Origin of the sequence: Rhodoferax sp. (assembly GCF_039922535.1) — a bacterium.
Lineage (GTDB): Bacteria > Pseudomonadota > Gammaproteobacteria > Burkholderiales > Burkholderiaceae_C > Rhodoferax_B.
Map to the genome: position 1 here is coordinate 1 of NZ_JBDTEM010000212.1, position 23,879 is coordinate 23,879.

At 59.3% G+C, this 23,879-nt stretch carries 22 protein-coding genes; 11 read left to right on the forward strand and 11 right to left on the reverse strand.

Going from position 1 to position 23,879, the window contains the following annotated elements; all coding sequences use genetic code 11:
- On the forward strand, positions 1-681 hold a 681-nt coding region (locus ABI213_RS10165; protein WP_348026931.1), incomplete at its 5' end, for a dihydrodipicolinate synthase family protein.
- Positions 682-690: 9 nt separating this feature from the next.
- On the opposite strand, the gene ABI213_RS10170 is transcribed toward ABI213_RS10165, so the two are convergent.
- Positions 691-1,173 (reverse strand): molybdenum cofactor biosynthesis protein MoaE, encoded by a 483-nt coding sequence (locus ABI213_RS10170; protein WP_348026933.1) that lies wholly within the window; start codon positions 1,171-1,173, stop codon positions 691-693.
- A gap of 53 nt (positions 1,174-1,226) precedes the next feature.
- Here ABI213_RS10170 and ABI213_RS10175 point away from each other — a divergent pair, with 53 nt between their 5' ends.
- Positions 1,227-2,171 carry an isoaspartyl peptidase/L-asparaginase gene (locus ABI213_RS10175; RefSeq protein ID WP_348026935.1) on the forward strand — a complete coding sequence of 315 codons (945 nt, stop codon included), beginning with the start codon at positions 1,227-1,229 and terminating at the stop codon, positions 2,169-2,171.
- A gap of 1,056 nt (positions 2,172-3,227) precedes the next feature.
- Here ABI213_RS10175 and mgtE read toward each other — a convergent pair.
- From mgtE to ABI213_RS10210, 7 genes are all read right to left on the reverse strand, one after another.
- The gene (gene mgtE, locus ABI213_RS10180) at positions 3,228-4,892 is read right to left on the reverse strand and encodes a magnesium transporter (protein WP_348006290.1); all 1,665 of its coding nucleotides are present in this window, start codon (positions 4,890-4,892) and stop codon (positions 3,228-3,230) included.
- Between the two features lie 180 nt (positions 4,893-5,072).
- The gene (locus ABI213_RS10185; protein ID WP_348006289.1) at positions 5,073-5,339 is read right to left on the reverse strand and encodes a hypothetical protein; all 267 of its coding nucleotides are present in this window, start codon (positions 5,337-5,339) and stop codon (positions 5,073-5,075) included.
- A gap of 24 nt (positions 5,340-5,363) precedes the next feature.
- Positions 5,364-5,996 (reverse strand): DsbA family protein, encoded by a 633-nt coding sequence (locus ABI213_RS10190; protein ID WP_348006288.1) that lies wholly within the window; start codon positions 5,994-5,996, stop codon positions 5,364-5,366.
- Between the two features lie 25 nt (positions 5,997-6,021).
- The gene (locus ABI213_RS10195) at positions 6,022-6,798 is read right to left on the reverse strand and encodes a ferredoxin--NADP reductase (RefSeq protein ID WP_348006287.1); all 777 of its coding nucleotides are present in this window, start codon (positions 6,796-6,798) and stop codon (positions 6,022-6,024) included.
- 150 nt (positions 6,799-6,948) lie between these two features.
- The gene (locus ABI213_RS10200) at positions 6,949-8,931 is read right to left on the reverse strand and encodes a hypothetical protein (protein ID WP_348006286.1); all 1,983 of its coding nucleotides are present in this window, start codon (positions 8,929-8,931) and stop codon (positions 6,949-6,951) included.
- Between the two features lie 4 nt (positions 8,932-8,935).
- The gene (locus tag ABI213_RS10205; protein WP_348006285.1) at positions 8,936-10,174 is read right to left on the reverse strand and encodes a pyridoxal-dependent decarboxylase, exosortase A system-associated; all 1,239 of its coding nucleotides are present in this window, start codon (positions 10,172-10,174) and stop codon (positions 8,936-8,938) included.
- A gap of 11 nt (positions 10,175-10,185) precedes the next feature.
- Positions 10,186-11,775: an acyl-CoA ligase (AMP-forming), exosortase A system-associated gene (locus ABI213_RS10210; RefSeq protein WP_348006284.1), complete on the reverse strand. Its 1,590-nt coding sequence runs from the start codon at positions 11,773-11,775 to the stop codon at positions 10,186-10,188.
- A 134-nt stretch (positions 11,776-11,909) separates the two neighbouring features.
- On the opposite strand from ABI213_RS10210, the gene ABI213_RS10215 reads away from it, so the two are divergent.
- The 7 genes from ABI213_RS10215 to ABI213_RS10245 are packed head-to-tail and all read left to right on the forward strand — an operon-like array spanning position 11,910 to position 17,863.
- Positions 11,910-12,161, forward strand: a complete 252-nt coding sequence (locus tag ABI213_RS10215; protein ID WP_348006283.1) for an acyl carrier protein — start codon at positions 11,910-11,912, stop codon at positions 12,159-12,161.
- 15 nt (positions 12,162-12,176) lie between these two features.
- Positions 12,177-13,001 (forward strand): hydrolase 2, exosortase A system-associated, encoded by an 825-nt coding sequence (locus ABI213_RS10220; protein ID WP_348006282.1) that lies wholly within the window; start codon positions 12,177-12,179, stop codon positions 12,999-13,001.
- Entirely contained in the window at positions 12,998-13,846 is an 849-nt protein-coding gene (locus ABI213_RS10225; protein WP_348006281.1) for a hydrolase 1, exosortase A system-associated, read from the forward strand. The genes ABI213_RS10220 and ABI213_RS10225 overlap by 4 nt, the downstream gene beginning before the upstream one ends.
- A 12-nt stretch (positions 13,847-13,858) precedes the next feature.
- Positions 13,859-14,533, forward strand: a complete 675-nt coding sequence (locus ABI213_RS10230) for an ABC transporter permease (protein WP_348006280.1) — start codon at positions 13,859-13,861, stop codon at positions 14,531-14,533.
- 16 nt (positions 14,534-14,549) lie between these two features.
- Positions 14,550-15,770: a DegT/DnrJ/EryC1/StrS family aminotransferase gene (locus ABI213_RS10235; protein ID WP_348006279.1), complete on the forward strand. Its 1,221-nt coding sequence runs from the start codon at positions 14,550-14,552 to the stop codon at positions 15,768-15,770.
- Positions 15,771-15,782: 12 nt separating this feature from the next.
- A complete protein-coding gene (locus tag ABI213_RS10240) occupies positions 15,783-16,904 on the forward strand; it encodes a GNAT family N-acetyltransferase (protein WP_348026937.1) in 1,122 nt (373 codons plus the stop codon).
- Positions 16,901-17,863: a glycosyltransferase family 2 protein gene (locus ABI213_RS10245; protein WP_348006277.1), complete on the forward strand. Its 963-nt coding sequence runs from the start codon at positions 16,901-16,903 to the stop codon at positions 17,861-17,863. The genes ABI213_RS10240 and ABI213_RS10245 overlap by 4 nt, the downstream gene beginning before the upstream one ends.
- An 851-nt stretch (positions 17,864-18,714) precedes the next feature.
- Here ABI213_RS10245 and ABI213_RS10250 read toward each other — a convergent pair.
- The 3 genes from ABI213_RS10250 to ABI213_RS10260 all read right to left on the reverse strand — a co-directional run bounded on the left by ABI213_RS10250 (position 18,715) and on the right by ABI213_RS10260 (position 21,171).
- On the reverse strand, positions 18,715-19,362 hold the full coding sequence (locus ABI213_RS10250; RefSeq protein WP_348006276.1) for a hypothetical protein: 648 nt from the start codon (positions 19,360-19,362) through the stop codon (positions 18,715-18,717).
- A gap of 15 nt (positions 19,363-19,377) precedes the next feature.
- Complete coding sequence (locus ABI213_RS10255) at positions 19,378-20,247, reverse strand: IS66 family transposase (RefSeq protein WP_348006275.1); 870 nt, start codon at positions 20,245-20,247, stop codon at positions 19,378-19,380.
- A 69-nt stretch (positions 20,248-20,316) separates the two neighbouring features.
- Positions 20,317-21,171 carry a TniB family NTP-binding protein gene (locus tag ABI213_RS10260; RefSeq protein WP_348006274.1) on the reverse strand — a complete coding sequence of 285 codons (855 nt, stop codon included), beginning with the start codon at positions 21,169-21,171 and terminating at the stop codon, positions 20,317-20,319.
- 116 nt (positions 21,172-21,287) lie between these two features.
- Here ABI213_RS10260 and ABI213_RS10265 point away from each other — a divergent pair, with 116 nt between their 5' ends.
- Both ABI213_RS10265 and ABI213_RS10270 read left to right on the forward strand, forming a co-directional pair.
- Positions 21,288-21,959: a hypothetical protein gene (locus ABI213_RS10265; RefSeq protein WP_348006273.1), complete on the forward strand. Its 672-nt coding sequence runs from the start codon at positions 21,288-21,290 to the stop codon at positions 21,957-21,959.
- Positions 21,960-21,980: 21 nt separating this feature from the next.
- The gene (locus tag ABI213_RS10270) at positions 21,981-23,234 is read left to right on the forward strand and encodes a hypothetical protein (protein WP_348006272.1); all 1,254 of its coding nucleotides are present in this window, start codon (positions 21,981-21,983) and stop codon (positions 23,232-23,234) included.
- Positions 23,235-23,879 lie beyond the last annotated feature (645 nt).

The following is a 23,879-nucleotide window of genomic DNA, read 5'->3' on the forward strand; positions in this document are numbered from 1 at the left end:
CTGCAAGCCGCCCAGGGCCTGCCGGTGGTGATGGGCTTGTCGGGCTACCACCTGCCCAAGATGTTGACCGCGGTACAAGCCATCAGCCGCCTGCCAATCGCCGGCCTGCTGGTTGCCGCGCCCTGCTACATCCGCCCCTCGCAGGCCGGGCTGCTGCGCTGGTTTACCGACCTGGCCGATGCGTCCCAAGTGCCGCTGATCGTCTACGACATTCCCTACCGCACCGGCGCCACGCTGGAACTGGCCACCCTGCTGCAGTTGGCACGGCACCCGCGCATCCGGGCCGTCAAGGACTGCGGTGGCGACGCGGCCAAGACGGCGGCCCTGATCGCCAGCGGCGCGTTGCAGGTGCTGGCGGGCGAAGATGCACAGATTTTCAGCACCCTGGCCCAGGGCGGTGCCGGGGCCATCGCCGCCAGCGCCCACGGCCACACAACGCGCTTTGTGCAGGTGGTGCAGGCGATAGCGCGTGGCGACCTGGTGCAGGCGCGCGCCCTGTGGCAACCGCTGCTGCCATGGATTGCCGTTCAGTTTGCCGAGCCCAACCCCGGCCCCATCAAGGGCTGGCTGGCCGCCCAGGGGCAGATGCAGCCAGAGCTGCGGGCCCCGATGACAGCAGCCTCGCAGGCCCTGGTGGAGCGGCTGCTGGCGCTGGACAAGCACCTGCCGCCGCTGGCCTGATCGGGCGTGTCAGGCGTTGCTGGCGGTAATGCCCCAGCGCTGCAGGGCGGCATCGTCCTGCACCCGCGCATCGACCCAGCGGGCCCCGTCCGGGGTTTGCTCTTTCTTCCAGAACGGGGCCTGGGTTTTCAGGTAGTCCATCAGAAACTCACAGGCCTGGAACGCCTGGCCCCGGTGCGCCGAGCTGACCGCCACCCAGACGATCTGGTCCAGCGGCTGCAACAGCCCTACACGGTGGATCACCTGGGCGGCATAGATGTCGAAGCGCGCCAGCGCCTGGTCCAGCATGGCCTCGATGGCGCGCTCAGTCATACCGGGGTAGTGCTCCAGCTCCAGGCTCAGCACCTCGCCCGTGGCATCGGGGTGCCAGTCGCGCACGGTGCCTAAAAAACTGACCACGGCACCGACGCGGCGGTCGACCTGGCGCAGCGCGGCCAGCTCGGTGCTGGGGTCGAAATCAAAGGTCTGGATGCGAACGCGGGCTGGAGTCATACGCCCATTTTGCATCCGGTACAGTGGCTTTTTTGATCTTTGGGGAGAAGCCTTTGACAGTCCCATACACCCTTGCCGTTCACGGTGGCGCAGGCACCATTGCCCGCGGCCAGGCCGACGCCGCGCCTTACCACGCCGGGCTGCGGGCCGCATTGGCCGCGGGCGAGGCGGCACTGGCCCAGGGCGGCAGCGCTTTGGACGCAGTGGTGGCGGCGGTGCGGGCGCTGGAAGACGAACCCTTGTTCAACGCCGGGCGCGGCGCGGTCTACACCTCGGCCGCGCAGCACGAGATGGATGCCGCCGTGATGGATGGCACCACGCTGGCGGCGGGGGCCGTGGCGGGCGTGCGCACGCTGCGCAACCCGGTGCAATTGGCGCGTACGGTGATGGATTCGCGCTTTGTGCTGCTCAGCGGCGACGGGGCCGAGCAGTTCGCCCGCGACCACGGCTTCGAGGCCATGCCGCCGGGCTACTTCCACACCGACCACCGCCTGGCCCAGCTCCACCAGTTGCAAAACGAGGCCAGTGGGACGATGCAGATGGACCATGCCCCTGACCCTACTGCCCCACTGGACGAAACCCGAAAATTTGGCACCGTGGGCGCGGTGGCGCTGGACAGCGCGGGCCACCTGGCCAGCGCCGTGTCCACCGGTGGCATGACCAACAAGCACCCGGGCCGCATCGGCGATTCACCGCTGGTAGGCGCGGGCATTTACGCCAACGACCAAAGCTGCGCGGTCAGCGCCACCGGTTCGGGCGAATACTTCATCCGCGCCTGCGTGGCCCACGACATCCACGCCCGCATGGCCTACGCCGGGGCCACGCTGGAAGCCGCCAGCCAAGCCGCACTGGCCGAAGTGGGGCGGCTGGGCGGCGAAGGCGGGGTGATTGCGGTAGACCGGCAGGGCAACATCGCCCTGCCCTACATCAGCGCAGGCATGTACCGGGGCTGGGTCCGGGCCGGGGAAGTGGCGCAGACCAGGATTTTTGAGGATTAAAGGCTTTTTTGAGTGCCAAAAGTGCCTCCAGCGCTTATAGAACCTGCGCAGGCAGCTCTTATTTTTCCCTATCAAAATAGAAGCAAACTTGCCGACTGCACGGGCCGTAGCCCATCGGGGTCCGATCCCGATTGCGCAGGTGCAGCTGGCGGTTCGCGCATGGTGTAACCCGCATTGGGGCTCTGACCCCGATGGGCGGGTTGGCGTTAATGGAGATCCCTGGCCGGGATTTGCCCCCGGCAGGGCAGTAACTTTCTTTTGCGTGGCCAAAAGAAAGTCACCATCGAGGCGGCCACCCCCACTACCTGCGCCCTCTGCTGGCGCTACGGAAACCTGCGGTGCGCGCTTTGGGCGGGGTCTGGCTAAACTCGCTGCGCTCAAACAACGCCAGCCCTTTTCCGCCCAAAGCTGTGCTCCTCGGCGCATCTAGAGGGGGACCCCAGGGAGCGGAGTCGGGGGCGCACAGCGCCCCATCGCGCCTAGGGCGCGGAACCGGGCTGTTGGCGCTTGCCGTGTATCCATCAGATTTAGCCATCGCCAACCCCACCCCCATTTCGCGACCGGCGCGATGCCCGGCAACGCCGGGCCGATCCCGCTTTCGGGGTCCCCCTCTGTATGCGCCGAGGAGCGCAGTCCAACGGGGATTAGCAGGACGCGTGTTTGAGCGCAGCGAGTTTGCGGCATGCCCCCGTTGGACGAGCACCGCAGGTTCCCCGACGCGATAGCGGCGGGGCGCAGACAGTGGGGGTGGCCTTTCTTTTGGTTACGTTTCTTTGGCCACACAAAGAAAAGTAACTGCCCTGCCGGGGGCACAGCCCGGCCAGCTGCGACTGTGGCGCCCAACGCTGCACAGGCCACTACAAACTTCTATCTAAAATATTTAAGGAGAAAGCCGCTCCAGCGCATATTCCACCTGCGCAAGCCGCTACGAAAAACAGAGCATTTCACACCGCACAGGGCTCCGGGCTGGGCGCTTGCTGCACCCATCAAGACGCACCGGGCCCTGACCAACCTCGACCCCTTTTGACGATATGGACCGAGGTGCAGACTGGCCTTCTATTTGACCAACAGCAGGCTGGCCAACCCCAGAAAGGCGAAGAAGCCGATGACATCGGTGACGGTGGTCAGGATCACACTGCCGGCCAGCGCGGGGTCGATGCCCACGCGGTCCAAAACCAGGGGAATGGCCAAGCCCGCCAAGGCGGCGCACAGCAGGTTGATCAAGATGGCCACGCCCAAAATGCCGCCAATGGCCCAATCGCCAAACCAGCCGACGGCCATCAAAGACACCACCACCGCCCACAGCAGGCCATTCAACAAGGAGATACCCACTTCGCGGCTTAACAGGGTGCGCAAATTGCCTTTTTGGATTTGCCCCAGCGCCAGGCCGCGAATCACCAGCGTGAGGGTTTGGCTACCTGCCACGCCGCCCATGCTGGCCACAATCGGCATCAACACGGCCAGCGCCACGATCTGCTGCAAAGTGGCTTCAAACCGGCCAATCACCCAGGCCGCCAGAAATGCGGTGAGCAAATTGATGCCGAGCCAGACCGCCCGGCGCCGCGAGCTCACCAGCACCGGGGCAAAAATGTCGGCTTCGTCGTCCAGACCGGCCATTTGCATCATGGTGTGGTCGGAATCATCGCGAATCAGGTCGATCACATCGTCCACCGTGATGCGGCCGATGAGCACGTTGTTGCCGTCAATCACCGGTGCCGACACCAGATCGTGGTCTTGAAACAGCCGGGCGACTTCCACAGCCGAGGTGTGCACGGAGATGCCTGCCACCTCGGCGTCCATCAGGTCGGCGACACGCAAGTTCAGCTCTGCAGTCACCAAGGTGCTCAGGCGCAGTGCCCCTTGGTAGTGGCCTTGCCGGTCTACCACCATCAACAGGTCCGTCTGCGCGGGTAATTTTTCCAGCAAACGCAGATAGCGCAGTACGCTGCCCACTTTGACGTTGGCGCGCACCCCAATCGGGGTGGCGTCCATCAGTCCACCGGCGGAATCCTCGGGGTAGGACAGCATGGATTCGAGCTGCGCGCGCCGGGCGCCGGTGGTGTTTTGCAGCAAGCGGCTGCCCAACTCGGTGGGCAGGCTCTGGATCAAATCCACCAGGTCGTCCAGCTCCAGGTATTGCACCGTGGCCACCAGGTCGTCCAGGTCCAAGTCCTTGGCCAGGGTGACGCGAATCTGGTTGTGCAGATAGACCAGCACCTTGCCCGTGCGCTCGGTGTCCACCATGCTCCAGACCGTTCGCCGCTCGTTGGGGGGAAGTGCCTCCAGCAGCCCCGCCACCTTGGCAGGGTGCATGCGCTGCAACACCTTGCCCACCCGCTTGAGCTTGCCATCGCGCAAGGCGCTGCGCACGGCATCGAGTTGGTTGACGGCGACATGGCCCGGTTTGCCGATCTGTGCGGCGTCAATGGCGTCCGCATCGGAGGCCGCGTGCGACTCGCCCAGCAATTCGGCCTGCAAATCCGGGTTCAGGTGCGGCAATATGCGCAGCTCCAGCGCCGCATCCACTTGCTGCCAAAGGGCCATGCGGTGGGGGGCATGCAGCAACTCCAGCAAGGCCGCTAACTTGGCCGGGTGCAGCCTGAGCAAATGCTTGCGCACACGCTTGTTCTTGCCATCCATCAGCGCTTGGATGATTTCTTCGCTATCGGTGCGCGAACGCAGGGCTTCAGCGTTTGGCTGGTCGGGGGTGTTGGAGTTCATGTTCGCAGGATTTTCCGCTACCAGTGCCCCTGGCCCGGCAGCGCAGACAGCTTTCTGTGCTTTGCCGTCGCGCCGCAAGCACGGCGTGGGCAGGCGGCTTGTTTCGGACTTTTAGGCCGTTTTTTCAAGCATCAAACAGGCCTCCAGCGAAAATAGTGCGTGCGCGGGCAGCTCCTATTTTTAACTATCAATACCAGAGCAACGCCCCAATTCCGCCGCGAAACGGTCCAGCTCCTCGGCCAAGCTGCCACGGCTGCGAAAGTTGCGCTGGGCCTGGCGGTACCAGTACCCGGCATTCGCCAGATCGCCCTCTTGGATATGCACGATGCCGTGCAGCCAGGCGGCCAGCGCGGAGGTATCGGTTTGGACCAGGTTATGGCCTTCGGTCCAACGGCCTGCGCGCAGATGGTCCAGCGCCTGGGCCAGGAGTGTGTGCGACGCGGTCATGGAAACGCCTGGTGCGCCACAAGCTCAGGCCTGCAATGCCCCCAGCAGCTGCTCGAAACTGCCAAACAAGGCGTTGCCGGGCAGCAGTCGGCTGCCGCCTGCGGTGCTCACCACCAGGGCGGGTACGCCGTTGATGCCCAGACTGTGCATGAGGGTCTGGCCCCGCTGCAGGCGCGCGGTGTTGGCTTGGTGCAGCGCGGCATCGTTGGCCAGCAGGCGGTCGGCGGCAGCGGCCAAGTCCGCACCGCGCAGTAGCTGGGCCACCACGGGCACGTCGGTCGTGTCTAGGCCGTCTACATAGCGGGCTTCTTGCAACAGCTTCAAGGCTTCCAGCTCGCGCTGGGGCTGGTCCAGGGACACGGCGGTGAGCGCCAGCGTGGCGGTGCTGGAGTCGAAGCGGCTGCCGAGCTGGCCCAGCACCTGGCTGCGGTAGGCCTCGGTAAAGCGCTGGCCGGTGAGCTTGGCGATGCGCTGGTCGTTGGACCAGGCGTAGTCGGCAAAGGCCGCGTCCATGGTGCGCCCACCGCCCGCGAACAGGCCGGTGGGGGCCAGTTCCACAACGTAGTCGGGGTGCTGGCCCAGTTGCTGCAGCACCGGCGAAGCGCCGTAGCACCAGCCGCACAGGGGGTCAAAAAGATAGGTCAGGGTGGTGGGCATGGTGTCCTTGGTCGCACCAAAGCGTTTACTTCTCGGCGAATGCCCGCTCGACCACAAAGTGGCCGGGGGTGGAGGTGTTGCCTTCTTTGAAACCGCGCTCTTCCAGCATGTGCTTCAAGTCGACCAGCATGCCGGGGCTGCCGCAGAGCATGACGCGGTCGATAGCGGGGTCGAACTCGGGCAGGTCCAGGTCGGTGAACAGCTTGCCGTTGGCCAGCAGTTCGGTGATGCGGCCCATGTTGCGGTAGGACTCGCGGGTCACCGTGGGGTAGTAACGCAGCTTGCTGGTGACCATTTCGCCCAGAAACTCGTGCGCGGGCAAATGTTCGGTCAGCATGTCGTGGTAGGCCAGCTCTTCGACCTGGCGCACGCCGTGGACCACGATGACCTGCTCGAAGCGCTCGTAGGTTTCGGGGTCGCGCACGATGCTCAGGAACGGGGCCAGGCCGGTGCCGGTGGACAGCAGGTACAGGTGCTTGCCGGGCAGCAGGTAGTCGGTGACCAGGGTGCCGGTGGGCTTCTTGCCGACGATGATCTTGTCGCCCACCTGGATGTGCTGCAGCTTGGAGGTCAGCGGGCCCTCGGGCACCTTGATGCTGAGGAATTCGAGGTGCTCCTCGTAGTTGGCGCTGGCAATGCTGTAGGCGCGCAGCAGCGGTTTACCGTCTTCTTTGCGCAGGCCGATCATGGTGAAGTGGCCGTTGCTGAAGCGCAACGCAGGGTCGCGTGTGGTGGTGAAGGAGAACAGGCGGTCGGTCCAGTGGTGCACGCTCAGCACGGTTTCTTCGTTGAAAGCACTCATTTTTGGTAGCTGGGAAGGTTGGTGAAAATAAAGGCTATTTTCCACCAGCCGCCCGCCCCGCCTGTCTACGGGCCATTCCACCTTGCGGCTGCCGTGGTAAATCTAAAAGAAATAAGCTATTGGCGCAGTTGCCACCTGCGCAGGCAGCTACTAAATATGTAGCACCCTGGTTTTTGACAGCTCTGGCGACTCGGGTGCACGGGCCAATTGCAAAGCAACGAACACCAACAAAAACAGCAGAAAAGCCACCCGCGGCACGTCCATCACGCTGCTGACCAGCCCGACCAGCAGCACCCCGCTCAGCGATGCCGCCAGGTACGGGGCCAGCGGCTGGCGGCGGGCACGGCCCAGCACCAGATGCCACAGGGCCGTGCCCATCAGCGTGCCCCACAGCAACAGGCCCAGCAGGCCACGCTCGATAAGCACCTCCAGATACAGGTTGTCGATGTGCCAAGGCAAGAAGTAGAAACGCGCCGCCGGAAACCAGTGCGCCAGGTTCTGCGCAAAGTCGCCGTTGGCCAGCAGCTCTTTGCGGTCGGTGCTCTGCAGGCCGATGGAGCGAAAGTCGGCATGCGTGCCCGCACCCAGCACCATCACCGAGAGCATGCCCAAACGCGGCGCAAACCACGGCCCACCCTGGAAGTTGGGCCCGCGCAAGGGCACTTCAACGTGCTGCCAGACGGGGGACGCAGGGTCGGCCACAGGCTTCAATTCCAGATAGGCATCCTGGCAGCGGGCGGGGTAGAGCAAATGCCGTTCACACAGCTGCAAATACACGCCCACCGGCTCCTCCACCCTCACCTGCAGAGTTGCGCGGTAGCGGGCACCCGGCACGGGGCGCACCCGCTGCGTGGCGGCGAACAGCCCTTCCAGTTCGTCGTCGGACTCGGGGCCCGACACACGCATTACCGGGGGCTCTGCGCCCTGCCCGGCCTGCCATTCCACGTGGCCAGACCATTCGCCTTCGGGGTAGCTACTGGCGTAGTGCGATGGCAGACGGCCCAGGCCGATGCCGGTCAGCGTATCCACCGGGTCGTGCAGCAGGTCCAGACCGCGCTGCCAATGCGCCATGCGGCTGCCGAAATCGCGCTCGGTGGTGGTCAATCGGCTGGCCATGAAGCTGCCACCGTTGAGCACACCCACCACCTCGGCCACCAGCGCAATGCTCAAGGCCCAGGCCGCTTTGGCGCGCCAGCCCCGGGGCCGACGGCGCTGCCACAGATTGACCACCATGGCCCGCAGGTCCAGCCCCGCCTTTTGCACCCACAGCAACAGCCCCAGCAAGACCAGCGGTGCCGCCATCGACAGATAGACACCGCGCGAGAAGGTGGTGAGCCCCGCATACGTCACCAGCACCGCCAGCAGCGCCCCCCAGGCCCATTGCCAGGGCCGCCGGGCACTGCGCAGGGCCCAGGCCACAAACGGCGTGGCCAGCGCCAGGTAGGCATCGATGGCGGCACCGCCCACATGCATTTCCCAAAACAGCGCAGTCGTGCGGTATTTGCTGGTGAAGTTGAACCAGCCGGGAAACGCCGCCCGCTCCCACAGCACGGCCAGCGTCACCACCACCAAACCGACCAGCATGCCCGCGGCCAAACGCTTGCAGCTCTGCACTACCGACTGCCGCAACGCGTCTTGCAGCAAGGGGATGCACAGCGTGGCCCAGAGCAGGCTTTTAGAAGCCCGTAGGCTGTTCATGGAGTCGCCATAGCCCTGGAACCAGCCCCAGGTAAGGCCACCAGCATCGAGGATGCCCCGGGCCAGCGACAGCAGACTGGCTACAGCGAACAGGACCACGACGGCAGTGGCAAACGGTACCGGCTGGGTCCAGCGAAATGCGTTGTTCCTGGGCATCCGGGCCAGCCGCAAGTACCCCGCCGCCAGCACCGCCAGCAGCAGCAGGTCGAACTCGTCAACCATCAGCCAGCCGGTCCAGGGGGAAAAGTTCAGAAACGGCAGACAGGCCGGTACGGCGAACAGCCAGATGCCAGGCCACCACAAGGCGACCATCGCAGCCAGATAGAAACCCGATAAGGCCAACACCGGCGAGCCGGGGTGCGCCAGGGCCAAGCCACTACCTGCCGCACAGCAGGCCAGCGCCAGCAGCGCCGAACCCCAGCGGCGCGGGTCCACCGCTTTAGACCAGTACCTCGACGCAGGCCGGGTGCCCCAAAAAGCCCTGCGGGCTGGCGCTGGCGCCGTAGGCACCCGACTGGAACACCACGACTAGGTCGCCCTCTTGCGCCGCGGGCAAGACCATGCGGTCGCCCAGCAAATCCAGCGGAGTGCACAGCGGGCCGACCACCGAGGCAGGCTCTACATCCACCGCGCCCATACGGTTGCCGATGGCCACAGGGTAGTTTTTGCGTATCACCTGGCCGAAGTTACCCGAGGCCGACAAATGGTGGTGCAGGCCGCCGTCGGTCACCAAAAACACCTGGCCGCGCGAGATTTTGCGGTCCAGCACGCGGGCCACGTACACGCCCGCCTCGCCCACTAGGTAGCGGCCGAGTTCGATGACGAAGGATGCCTGGGGTAGCTCGGTCTTGGCGCGCTCGGCCAGAGCGGCCAGGTTGTCGCCAATGGGTTCCAGGTCGATGCGCTGCTCGCCCGGGAAGTAAGGGATGCCGAAGCCGCCGCCCAGGTTCAAGAATTTGACCGGCAGCGGGGTCGCCTCGGCCAGGCGGACCGCCAACGCGTAGGATTTTTGCTGGGCTTCGCAAATCGACTCGGGGCGCAGGTTTTGCGACCCCGCAAACAAGTGAAAGCCTTCAAACGCCAAGCCCGCGCTGCCAATGGCAGCCATCAGCTCGGGCATTTGCTCTACATCCACACCAAATTGCTTGGGGCCGCCGCCCATCTTCATGCCCGAGCCCTTGAGTTCAAAGTCGGGGTTGACGCGCACCGCCACCCGGGCGGCCACGCCCAGCTCGGTGGAAATCTGCGCCAGCAAGCCGACTTCGCGCATGGATTCCAGGTTGATCAGCACACCAGAAGCCACGGCCTGGCGCAGCTCGGAGGCGCGCTTACCTGGCCCGGCGAAGCTGACTTCTTGCGGGTCGGCACCGGCATCCAGTGCCACCTTCAGCTCGCCTGCGGAAGCCACGTCGATGCCATCAACCAGCCCGGCCATCAGGCACACCACGGCGGGCATGGGGTTGGCCTTCATGGCGTAGTGCAGCTTGACGCTAGCGGGCAAGGCAGCCCGGAGCTCGGCCACGCGCTGGCGCAACTGCGCGCGGTCGTAGGCGTAAAACGGGGTTTGGCCCACGCGCGCGGCCAGTTGGGTCAGCGGGATGCCGCCCACCACCAGCTCGCCGCCGTGCACGGGGAACTGGGTCAAGGGGGCGTGGACGGGTACAGGGCGGTCGGTCATGGGGATCATTCTTAAGTTTGGCGCTCGGCCCAGTCGGTGGACAGCCATTTGCGGTCGATCTTGCCGTTGGGATTGCGCGGCAGCGGCCCGGCCACCACCTCGACGTTGGCGGGCAGCATATAAGCAGGCATGCGGGTTCGGCACGCGGCCATCAACGCAGCGGTGTCCAGCGTGCCATCGACAGGGGCCGTGGCAATCACCTGGATGGCCTGGCCCCAGGCCGGGTGCTCCACGCCAAAGGCCACGCATTCGCCGACCAGCTTGGTGGCGTACAGCACTTCTTCCACCTCGGTGGGGCTGACGCGGTAGCCCGAGGATTTGATCATCTCGTCGCGGCGGCCGATGAAGTACAAAAAGCCTTCCGCGTCCATGCGCACGGTGTCGCCGGAGAACACGGCGTATTCGGGCAGTTGCAGGCCCGGCTGGCGGCCCGGTGCGTCGGCGGCCAGCAGCTTGTAGCGCTCGGCAGTTTTTTCGGCATCGTTCCAGTAGCCCATGCCGACCAGCGCGCCGCGGTGCACCAGTTCTCCCGGCTCGTCGGGAGCACAAGGGCTGCCGTCTTCGCGCAGTACCAAAATCTCGGCATTCGGGATGGCCTTGCCAATGGAGTCGGGGCGGCGGTCGACCTCAGCCGGGGGCAAGTAGGTAGAGCGAAAGGCCTCGGTCAGGCCGTACATCAGGAAGGGCTGGCTCTGCGGCACGCGCTGGCGCAGCAGGTCCAGCGTCTCGCGCGGCATGCGGCCACCGGTGTTGGCAAAGTAACGCAACTTCTCGGCAATGGCGGCGGGCCAGGCGGATTGGGTGAGCTGGATGTACAGCGGTGGCACTGCGGTCAGGCCGGTCACGCCTTCGCGCTCCATGGCCTTGAGCACGTCGCGCGGCATCAGGTAGTTGAGCAACACCACACGGGCACCGACATGGAAGGCGGTGGTGAGCTGGCTGAAGCCGGCGTCGAACGACAAAGGCAGTGCGGCTAATAGGGTGTCAGCGCTGGTGTTCTCTAGATAGCTAGCTACACTTTTTGCACCAGCCACCATATTGCGGTGCGACAGCACCACGCCTTTGGGCTTGCCCGTGCTGCCCGAGGTGTAGAGGATGGCGGTCATGTCGGTGTCGATAACCCGGTGCCCTGCGCGGGGCGGGGCTGCCAGCAGATCACGCCACTGGGATTGCGGCAGGTGGGGAATCGCTTGCGGCGCGGCATCGGTCAGCACAATATGGCGCAAGTCCGGGCACTGGCCCAGCACATCCGCTAGCAAAGCCAAACGTTCGGGCGAAGTCACCAGCACGCGCACATTGCAGTCTTGCAAGATAAAAGCGACCTGCTCGGGCTTGAGCAGCGGGTTCAACGGGACAAACACGGCACCGGCTGCGGGTGCGCCAAAGCTGGCGATCACCGTTTCAAAGCGCTTTTCCAGATAAATCGCCACCCGTTCACCCCGATCCAGCCCCAAGGTCATCAGGCCGGCTGCACATTGCGCCACCGCCGTTTGCAGCTCGCCATAGGCCATGGATACCGCGCCGTAGGTTAGCGCGCGGTCTTGCGGAGCACGCTGGGCGGCACAGGCAATGAGTTCATGCAAAAGTGTGGATTCACGCATAGGGTTCACGGAGGGAGAGAAGGGTAAAACCGCCAAAAAAACCAGCTAAAAGTATCGCACAGGGGCTTGCGCGGCAAAGCCAACCACGCCCCCTAAAATGCGGTCTACTTTTAGCCAACCAAACAGGGATTCCCATGGATGTGACACAGGAGGTTAAAACCGTTCTAGACGAGGTTCTGAGTTTGAATGGCCGCAGCGCCGCGTTTACCCGCGACACCCATTTACTCGGGGCGATTCCCGAACTGGATTCAATGGCGGTGGTGTCCCTCATCACCCGGTTGGAAGAGCATTTCGGCCTGACGGTAGACGACGACGACATGGACGGCTCGACCTTTGCGACTGTCGGTGCTCTGGTCGATTTCGTCGACGCCAAGCTCGCCAGTTAAGCCGGAGCCCAGCCGATGGATGCTTTTTTCTTGCCCGTCGGATCTGGTCAACGCTTTGCCATTTACCACCCAGCCCAGGGTGGAATCACGCGTGGATTGGTTGCGTACGTGCATCCTTTCGCCGAAGAAATGAACAAGTCCCGCCGCATGGCGGCTCTACAGGCCAGAGCTTTAGCCGCCCATGGGTATGCCGTATTGCAGCTGGACTTACTGGGCTGTGGAGACAGCTCTGGCGACTTTGGCGATGCCTCTTGGCAAGCCTGGGTAGACGATGTCGTGCGGGCCTGCCAGTGGTTGCGCCGCCAAGGCGATGCGCCTTTGTGGCTTTGGGGACTGCGTGCCGGTTGCCTGCTGGCAGCCCAGGCCGCAACCCAACTGGGCGAGCGCTGGAACTTCCTGTTTTGGGCGCCTACGCCTGCGGGCAAACCACTGCTGCAACAATTTTTGCGCCTCAAAGCCGCCGGAGATCTGGCCAGCGGCAACGCCAAAGCAGTCATGGATGGGCTGCGCCAACAGCTAGCGGCAGGCGAATCGGTAGACATCGCTGGGTACACGCTGTCGGCAACGCTGGCCTCGGGCATGGAGCAAGCAAGCCTGGCACCGCCTGCAGTTGCAGGTCGGCTCGAATGGTTGGACCTGTCCACCCAGCCCGATGCCAGCCTGTCACCCGCTACCGCCAAACCATTGCAAGCCTGGCAAACCGCTGGATTTACCGTGCGCAGCCAGGTCGTGACCGGCCCAGCGTTTTGGCAAACCAGTGAGATTGAAGAAGCACCGGCCTTATTGACCGCAACATTGGCGGCACTAAAGCTACCGGCAACCGTTGCCGTACCCGCATGACCGAACAAGCGCTGCTATTCCCTTGCGGGCAAGACACGCTGGTCGGCGTGCTCAGCCTGCCCGCAAACCCCACCAACACCGGTGTTGTCATCGTGGTGGGTGGCCCCCAGTACCGGGTCGGCAGCCACCGGCAATTTGTCTTGCTCGCCCGTGCACTGGCAACTGCAGGCTACGCGGTGCTTCGGTTTGACTACCAAGGCATGGGCGACAGCAACGGCCCCGCAGGCGATTTTTTAACGGCCAGCCCAGGTATCCGTGCCGCAATGGACGGCCTGCAAAGCCGTGTACCGCAGGTGGAAAAAATAGTCCTCTGGGGGCTGTGCGATGCCGCATCCGCAGCGCTGCTGTATGTGCACGAAACCCATGACAAGCGCGTGGCGGGTCTGTGTCTTTTGAACCCTTGGGTCCGCTCGGAAGCCAGTTTGGCGCGCACCCAAGTCAAACACTACTACACCCAGCGCTTGATGCAGCGGGAGTTCTGGACCAAACTATTGAGAGGCAAAGTTGCACTGGGAGCACTCAAAGGCTTGGCTCACAACGTTCGGTTATCCAGGACTAAAACGGTATCGGCTTACACGGACGATCGACCATTTCAGCAGCGTATGGCTGTGGCGTGGATGGGTTTCGGTGGGCGCATTCTTTTATTGCTCAGTGGCAATGATTACACCGCCAAAGAATTTCTAGAGTACGCTGCTACCGATACACATTGGGGTGAGATTTTTCGCCACCAGTACTTGGAACGACATGACATTCCTCATGCAGACCACACTTTTTCTAACCCTGCTACACAAATGCAGGTTGAAAGACTGACCCTGCACTGGATACAGACTGATCATCCCCAATAACCGCCCATTAAGATGTTTAAATTAATTCCCATTATTTTTATATTTTTTTCTCAGTCCATATTGGCCCAAGCCGTAGAATCAGAATGTGGCCCCCTAACAAATGGCTATGGTCCTTACGACTATAGAACTAGCAAAGGGCAGATTCTGGATACAGTAGAAAATTTCCACTTTACCCCAACAGTAGAAATGCTTTTGAAGGCCGATACCGGTTATCTTGGAGCAGATTTAGACTACACGTTGCGTGCATTTCCAAATCACCATCGCGCATTAATGGCAGCCATGCGATATGGTGAAAAAACAAAATCTGAAAAGCCGCCGCATATGCGGTACACCATACAGTGCTACTTTGATCGGGCCATAAGATTTCGCCCAGACGATGCCATTCCGCGCATGATTTACTCCATGTATCTCGCAAAAAATGGCCGCACACCGGAAGCCGTACAGCAATTAGACATTGCCGCGAATGGTGCGGAAGGTAAAGAAAATCCGTTTACCCATTACAATTTAGGTCTTAATTATTTTGACCTTAAGGAATACGATAAATCCGTCATCCAAGCCCACAAGGCCTATGACCTAGGCTTTCCCCAGCCAGCGTTAAAAGACATGCTCAAAGGTGTTGGGAAATGGACTGAGCCGGTAGCCGAGTTACCCACTACAAGTACATCCTCCCCCGTACCATCAAACTAAATTCCGAGAGTATTCTTTGCAAACCAACGCTGAGGAGTTGAATGGTTCCCAGAGACCATTACCGCGCGGCCCGGTGCTCGATTGGAGCAGCTTCGGACGGATTGATGTTCCCGATGTGCACAGTGTTGAAAACCTAAAGAACAAAATGCTGACCACCAGTGGGCGAGCCGCTATTTACCAAGCCTTACTGCAGCTCGATCTACCGGTATACAGTTCTGTACTGGTGCCCACCTACCACTGCCCCACCATGGTAGCGCCGGTTTTGTTGGCTAATTTGAATGTTGCTTATTTTGGACTACTGTCAACCGGATTGCCAAATCTTGATGCCATAGAAGAGTCTACAGCCCAAAAATGCAAAGTCATGCTGGTGCCCCATTATTTTGGATTGGCAAAATCGCTGAAAGAAGTGCGCCAATGGTGCGATAAACGAGGGATTGCCCTGATAGAAGACTGTGCCCATTGTTATTTTGGACAGGCCGGGGAAAGAGCAGTGGGCGAGTGGGGTGATTTCGCAACTGCGAGCTTATCCAAATTTTTCCCGCTGCCTGAGGCAGGCTTATTGGCATCGGCAAAGCGATTGATTAAACCTGTAGCCTCCAAAAAACCCTCATTGAAAGCGCAGATAAAAGGCTGCGTCGACGTTATTGAACTTGCATCAAGATACCATAGATTTTTTGGGATACATATATTTTTAGCCTTATTTTTTAAATTAAAAAATATTCGCTCTCAAAAATATGAAGCAGCCGAAATAATTAATAAACCAGAAGCCGTAGAAATGATGCGAGATTGCGATATGACCCGCATCGATCAATCTCCATTGTGGGCAGCTATTGCTTTAAAAAATATTCTGCCTCGTGGCCGTATTATATTGCAGCGCCAGATAAATTTCGCCAGCTATGCCTCGTACTTCTCCAATGTACCAGGCGCTAAACCGTTATTCCCAATAAGCGCGGACTCTGTCGCATCGACAGCGCCTTATGTATTTCCGTTGTGGGTTGATGACCCAGACTCCATTTACCAAGCTCTCAGAGCTTTAAAGTTACCCGTATTCCGCTGGGATCGGATTTGGCCAAACACACCAAATTTCCCAGAAGATACCGGGGCTCTATGGAGTCACCATGTGTTACAACTTTTATGCCACCAAGATCTCAATTCAACGGATATAGATCGAACTGCACAAGCAGTGCTTGATTTATTAAAAATCCAGCAGATAAAAATCCAAACAGTTCACACATAACGTCTTTCTAAAATGCGCATGCCCTTCCCTAAAATCCAATGGCAAAATCTGCCGGCCATCGCGCTTCTGTCATTACCCGATCTCTTACCCGAATGGGACCGACTCAATGCCGAGCGTGCAGACCTGCCGTTCATGACTTCAGCTGCCGTTTCCTCCGCACTTCAGGTGTTCGGATCGGGCGCTGAGAGATTACTCGTAGGGCGGGAAGCAGGAACCGTGGTTGCCATGCTTTTGCTGGTACCCACTGGTTCGTTTCAATGGCGAACCTTTCAGCCGTCCCAGCTACCGCTGGGGGTTTGGGTTGCTGCAAAAGAGCTCACTCCTACCTCGATTGCGCGTAGTCTCATGCGTGGCCCCCTCGGATTTTGTTTGGGATTTTCAATAACGCAAGTAGATCCTCTGCTGGCTCCTAGGGAAATTGACCAAGCGGACAGCAAACATATAGACTATATCGATACTGGGTGGATAGATATCGTTGGTACATTCGATGATTACTGGAATGCACGGGGTAAGAATTTACGGCAAAACATGCGTAAACAACGTAATAAGCTTGCAACAGAAGGCACCCATATTCATATGCGGATGTGGACGGCACCTGAAGATATGGCGGATGCGATTACACGTTATGGGGTATTAGAGAGTTCTGGTTGGAAAGCATCAGAAGGCACGGCCATCCACCCCGATAATCCACAAGGACAGTTTTATATACAGCTACTGAAAAATGCAGCAAAAAATGGAGGGGCTGCTGTATATGAGTACTTTTTTAACGATAAAACGGTTGCACTTAATTTATGCATACAACGCTCAGAGACTCTCGTAGTTTTAAAAACCACCTACGATGAAAGCATCAAAAATTACTCTCCGGCATTTCTTCTAAGCCAAGATAAAATAGAACAGGTATTTGGCCAAGGCACCATCAAGCGCATTGAGTACTATGGTCGCATGATGGAGTGGCATACACGCTGGACAGAAAGTAAACGTACTCTATACCATTTGACATGCTACCGCTGGTCCTGGTTAAAGAAACTGGCTGAGCGTCGACATAAAAAGAAAGAAGATGCCTACGCGTTAACTGCAACAAATGATGCCAATACACCCTCCATCGTGCCACCTGTATCGGAATCTAATTCATGATTACAGTCATCATTCCTTATTATCAAAATAAACCAGGAATACTGTCCAAAGCGCTGGCAAGTATTGCCGCCCAAAAACCAACATCCATGCCAGTGCATGTATTGGTAATAGATGATGCTTCTCCAGTATCTGCCGAATCGGAATTAAGCAGCATTGGCCCCATAAGCTGTAGTGTGAAAGTTGTACTGCAACCTAATGGAGGGCCTGGCGCTGCACGCAATACGGGCCTCGAGCATGCGCCAGCAGAAACCCGCTATATCGCATTTCTTGACTCCGATGACGAGTGGTCTGATGACCATTTATCACGAGCGGTTGCAGCACTGGGTACAGGTTATGAATTCTATTTCGCCGATCACTACCAGCTTAATTCAACTATTGGCGCATTTTCAAGGGCAGGTCGCATTAAACCTAGCGAGCATCCGCAGCTCAATACCACTTATCCAGATTTACATGCATACCAAGGGGATTTATTAGACCAAATCATACGCGGCAATGTGATCGGTACATCCACGGTTGTTTATGATTTTTTACGATTTCCGAAAAATCGTTTTAAAGTTGAATTTACCAACGCAGGTGAAGACTATTTATTTTGGATGGATATTGCACACAGCCGCGCAAAAGTAGCTTTCTCTAGCCAATGCGAGGCGACTTACGGCACAGGGGTAAATATCTACGCGGGAACCGGCTGGGGTAGTGAAAAGCACCTATTACGAGTTCACAATGAAATTAAATATAAAAAATTAACTTGCGAGTTATTTCCAGTAACTGACTTACAGCGCAGACATATCAATAGCAATTTAAATACGTTACGCACTTCTTTCGCACAAGATCTCATCCATCGGATCATGCATAAGAAAAAATTGCCTTTTGATTTATTAAAAAAACACTTTCAACTTGACCCTTTAAGCTTCTCACATTTGCCAAAAGTTTTATTAAATTCAATTAACAAAAAAAAATAAGTTTAATACATAAGAACAACAAATCGCCTTAGACTCATTTACACCTGATTCTAAATCTATTGAAAATTTCTGCAATAGTCGAATTTTTTTATTTCTATGCAGGTTATTTTCATGAAAATCCTTCGCTCCCAAGCTGAATTTAATCTAAGTAAGTGACGTATATGAGGAAACGCTGTCTTTATTGCTACTTCGCTCCCTCGTGTCGTCGTTGTGCATCTGCCTTGTGAGTCAGATCTTCGTACGATGGACGATATGCCTTCTGAGGTAATTGACTGAAGAAACAGTAAAATTTTTTGCAGAAATCGTTCTTTACTGTTGCTTACAAAGCACAGGGATTGCTGGAGGAATCCTGACCTGTTTCCCGCTAGCCTTACCAACATGAAGTAGTTAAGTCCGTCAACCAAGAGAATGACGGACGTGAAGAAGAGCTGCTCAGGCTAAGCACAAACCCAACCAATGTCGGCTCCACCTTCGACACCGGTCACTTCTGCCACTATGGGCGCGGTCATCTAATTACCGCGATGGCATCGCGACCGTGAGTTCAGCGCGTGACGGCTAACAGCAGCAACCGCTGCAAACCCTACTACTCAGAAGGCGGCTTAAGGCTGATTGGAGACGTTTAGCAGAACCGCTAAGGCGGCAGCGCACCCAAAGCGGACTGTCGAGACCATCAACGGGCTCTACCAGCCCGAGCTGATCCATCGCCGGGTAGCGTGAAAAACCAAGGAGACTATGGAGTTCGCCACGCTCAAGTGAATGGCCGGGTTCACTGAGTGCTCTGGTTGGCGCCTTGCTTAGGTTCGGACAGTCCGATTGCCAACGACGTTCAACGTATGGGTGCCCCCCCCGCTTCACCAGAATTTGTACCAGGGCTTGGGCGGAGGCCATGGGGATGAGCGTTCTGCGGAAACCTCACGCTGCATGGCCCGGAATTTGTCCAGGTCTGTCTGGATGGCGTGACGCTCGTTAAGGGTTTGCGTGGTTTTCTTGCGCTCGATGTCGACATCTTCACGCAAGCGCACGATGGTTTGCAGCGCCTTGTCGAGTTGAACCGCTTGTACGTCTTTGGTCGTCAGCAGTTCGCCATAGGTTTGGGATGCCTTGATGTCCTGAACCGACGGGAAAAGGGTGGATAGATTGGGGGCAACGGTAGCGGCAGCATTGAGGAGCGGCGCCAACACCGTGGTGCGTGCCTTGGCTTCCGTTGCCTGGACGTCAGCGCGCAGTTGGGCAATGGTCTCGTAGGCCGTATCCAGTTCGACTTGCTGCAGCTCGATCCTGGTGGTCAGCTCCTTGTAGCCGGTCGACTCGGTGATTGCACTCGTTTGCGATGCACTATCTGCTAACTGGACACGCGCATCGGCCAATTTCTGACTCAGAGCGTTTTTGCCGGTGGCATTCCACCAGCCTAGGCACAGGTCTCCGATGGTGGTGGTGAGGGCGCTCTCGAAATCGCGTGTGACGTCGGAATAACCAGTCTTCGGTAAGCGTCCAGCCATCCCATCTTGACGAGGTCAGCCAGCAGTACCCCAGCGATGCGGCAACAGCTCTTCGATCCGGTTGTTGGGGTGCGCCTGCAACCGTTCCAGCACGTCCTTGAGGTAAGCCCACGGATCATGCCCATTGAGCTTGGCCGACTGCACTAGGCTCATCACCATCGCGGCGCGCTGGCCGGCCAGTTCACTGCCGGCAAAGAGCCAGGCCTTTCTGCCCATGGCCCAGGGCCGCATCAGCCGCTCGATGTGGTTGTTGTCGATGCTGACCTCGCCGTCGTGCAGGAAGCGACCCAGTGCCACCCAGCGCTTGAGGCTGTAATCGACCGCTGCAGCGATGCCGCCACCGTCGGCGACACGCGTTCGCTCCAGGCGCATCCACACGTGCAACTCGTCCCACAGTGGCTGAGCGCGCTGCTGCCTCAACGCCAGCCGATCCGCGGCGGTCATCTCACGCGCCTCCTGCTCAACTCGGTACAGCCAGGCGATGCGCTCGATGGCCTGCATTGCCACAGGACTTGCATGCGCCTTGGCCAGCTCGTCGAACTTCCTGCGCGCGTGCGCCAGGCAGCCGGCCTCGATGCGGCATTGTTCTCCCACTCCCCGGAACACCGCGTCGTAGCCCTTGTAATCGTCACAGGTGATGGTGCCCGCCCAGCCTTGCAGGAAAGCCATTGGGTACTTGGCACCCCTGCCAATGCAGAAGTCATAGACCACGCCGGGGATGGCATCGTGCTCGCCCCGCGCGTATGCCCAGACATAAGCCTTGGTGGTCTTGCCCGCACCGGGGTCCAGCATCCTGACCGGGGTCTCATCGGCGTGCAGCACCTGCGCGCCCAGCACGAAGGCCCGGTGCGCATCGAACAGCGGCTGCAGACCGGCGGTTGTCAAGCTAGTTGTCGCGTAAAGGTGGTGTGCTAAGCAATTTTTTTCAGGTGTTCAATGTCCTTGGTGTCTGGTCTATCGGGATTCAGGTCTACGCGCACGATATGGCGCCAGTCGCGGGTCTGCTTGGACCATCGCAGGGGGTTTGCCTGACGGGCTAATTCGTAGACGGCTGTCAATGGTGATGTACGGTTTATCGGGCGAACTGTGCGAGGCCCTCTGGCCTGTACGGTCTAGCCAATCTTTCAAGGTACCAATACAACCCACCGATTTCAGGAAAAAATAGTCTGCTCGGTCAGCCAAATTCATGTCCATGGGAATTTTGATAGCCTCCAGCAAGGTGTGCTGCGCATCAATGAAGTTTGGGTCAACCCCCTCAGCACCGGCTCGATAGCGGGGCAAATGGATGATCTGCGAGCGGCGCAATAGCTGGCCTGTGCCGTCCAGAATGCCCAAAAGGTCATACGCGCCCACCAGTAAGATGGGAATGCGCAACTCAACTGCAAGGGATTTCAGAATCTCAAACTGCAGAAATGGCAGCGCACCACGCTTGAGCCGCAGCAACGCGCTCGACTCATCCAGAATAAGGATTGGTACCTGGCGATGACGAATCAGGCTCTCCAAGCTTCTTCGTAACTCTTCGCGCACCAGCCCCTTCATACTATCTAGCGTTCGGCCGTCCAGATCCATCTCGAAGCGAGGAAGCACCTTGCGGTCGATCAGCACCTCGCCAGCCGACCACAGGACTCGCGTGAACATGTCCTTCCAGTTGAAATGCCCGTCCAAGGGCGCCTGCGCCCGCAGTGAGAGGTACGGCAAAAATCCCGGATCACTAGCCATTCTGTCGGCATAGAAGCTACGCAAATGCCGCTCCAGTGCGCCGATGATCGTGCTCTTGCCAGCCCCGCTGGGGCCAGTCAGCACAATCACAGTTTCGGGACGCGCCTGCTGGACAGCGCTGAGCACCTCGGCAAGCGCTTTCTCGATGGTCGAATGCTTAACGAGCTTGCGTCGGAACCCCTCTGCATACCGACGTGGGTGAGCCCGTGAAGCGCGACCAGGCTGCCGAGGGTTACGTGCGCTCTGCACCAGCGGCCCCTGCTGTTTCTGGTGCGGTGCCGATTGAGCACTTGGAAGAGTGGCAAATCAACTCGTGGAGCAAGCGCTTCGGCGTTGGTAGAACCACCGATGACTTAGATCTGAATGCACGAGGCCACCTGCGTGTCGCGCTGTTCCAGTGGCGGGTGGACGACAGCTACAGCCACCCCATTGCCGAAGTTGGGCTGGGCGGCATTCCCCTGGACCCAATGGCGAAAAAGGAGTTGGAGGTGCATCTGGATGGCGACCTCAAAGCTGTTCACGAGGCCGCCAAGCGCAATGCGGAATTCCATTGGCACAACGACCTCAAGGTCATCTCCTGGCCCGAGCATCGGCGCCGCGTTTTGCTGGGCCAAGCCTTGCGCGCGTGTCGCGAGCTGAAGGTGGAACTCTTGGTGCTTCCCGAGGTGTCGGTTCGGCCTGACACGGTGGAGTGGTTGAAAGGCGAATTACTTCACCACCCAGGCTTGGCTGTGTTGGCGGGTACCTACCGTCTGTTCGAGGCGACGAGCAACCATACTGAGCACCTGAAAGAGAAATTGACCCTTCTATGGCAACCCGAAAAAATCGAGGCCGACGCCTTTGGATTGCAAGGCGATGCCCGGGTCATGCAGTTTTAGCGTGACAAGAAATACCGCGCCGTGGCTGCGCACGAACTGTTTCGACCTGGTAGCAACCCACTGGCGCCCCTGTACCGAGAGGAGCTGATACTGGATGCGTTGCGTAGCACTTGGACTGGCGCACGGACTTTTGAGCAGACCAAAGAGCTGATGCGGGCCCTCATTCATGGCCCGCAGAAGCTGCGCTATTGCGTAGAGCTGATCTGCTCCGAGTTGTTCCTACTCACCAGTCCAGCCAACCGCCGTCCCCTGCTGCAAGACCTGGCCAAGGTTTTGCGGCAGTTTGGCGGGGATGCGACAGAGGCAGCGAAACTTGTCGACCTCGACATAAATGCGCTGGGCGAGTTGTTGACCGTCACTCAGGGCAACCGAGAGCGCCGGTCGGTGCTGTTGGTGCCGGCCTGCACAAGCCGCAGCAACGACTATTGGCATGCCGGCCAGGCCAGCGTGTTGGCCTCGGGCACGGCCACGGTGTTCTGCAATGCCGCGAGCAAGGGGCTGAGTGTCGGCGGCAGTTGCTTCATTGGTTGCGACTCGGTGCATAAGCCGCCGAAGGAACACGCGGGGATCGTGCGCCCGCTCACGCCCTACCATGGCTGGCACCACGGCATCTTGCAGCCGTCGTGCCAGGGTGCCTTGTCTGAGACGGATCAGGCCTTGGTGGTGGTAGATCTGGATCCGGTTCACTTGGTCAGCGGTAAACCGCGCCCGCAGTTGTTGCCCGAACCCGTGTCCATGGTGGCCTATTTGCCCATCGTGGAAGTTCTTCACAAAGAAGGCAACGCGCGGGCGCTGACAGCCTCCCTGCGGGATCAACTCAAAGACAAAAAAGGCAGCCAAACGTTGGCGCGCCTGCTGAACACAAAGGCATTTGCAGCCCCGCGCGAGCCACTGGACTTTCGAGGGGCGCTGGCCAAACTGCTCGAGGCCAAGAGGGATCGCCGCTTGAAGGCTGATTTAGGCGGCCCAGAGCTGGACGCGTTTGCTGGCTTCTTCAGTAACCCAGAGGCTGTTCGCCAGCGCATCATGGTCTGCTTGCAGGATCAACACCAGCAACCAGCGCCTCTGGCAAAGGCCGACGGTCTGGACTTGGCGCCAGCGTGGTTGGACTTCTTGGTAGCCGATCTGACCTGGAAACAGTCTGATGCCGAGCAGCCTGAAGGCAAACAGGCTGGAAACAAACAGCCAGCGATCCGGGTGCCGCCGTGGCGACAAGTGCTGGCTTACCCCAATGCAGGCGAAGGCGGTACGAGTGGCGGGAATCCAACTGCATGAACTGATGGCCACCTCGGCTCTCTGCACTGAAGCAACCGAAAAGCGACGTCTCTCGTGCGCAGGCCGCGTTCCAGCTGCCCCAAGGCCGCGCAGGCCCCCAGCCTGATGAGGTCCGGTGGCTGAACGCCGAACTCAGGCCGCTGTCTTCAACCACATCGAGCTGTTCTATAACGGCGGTTCGGGCCGACGAACAGGCGTCGTCGGCACGACGGAGACCGCCAAGAGTAGAGCCCGTGTCCACTGCACATCCGATAGCCACCTTCGTACGTTCCGCGGTCATCAGAGCTAGAGGCCGCTGAAGACGGTTAACGTGCGTTCGGCTCAACGCAGCAACAGGCCACAACCGCTGCAAAACAGTCGTACAGGATGCTCAGAAGTGACCAGGCATTCGCGTCAACAAAATTAAAGAAAACGGCCTCATACGAGGCCGTTTAATCTAAGTCCTGCACATGCGAAATAAACCTAAAAATTGCACGAGGTGCAATTCTTTGGTTTAAGTCGCACACTAGCGGCCTTTAAACAGGGGTATGGGCTGGGGGCTATTGAATGATGCCTTGAAAACTGCATGGATACTGGATTCCACAATCGAAAACTCGATTTTGTTCCCCCGTTTGTTCCCCCGCTTTGGCTTTGCTACCCCCCCTT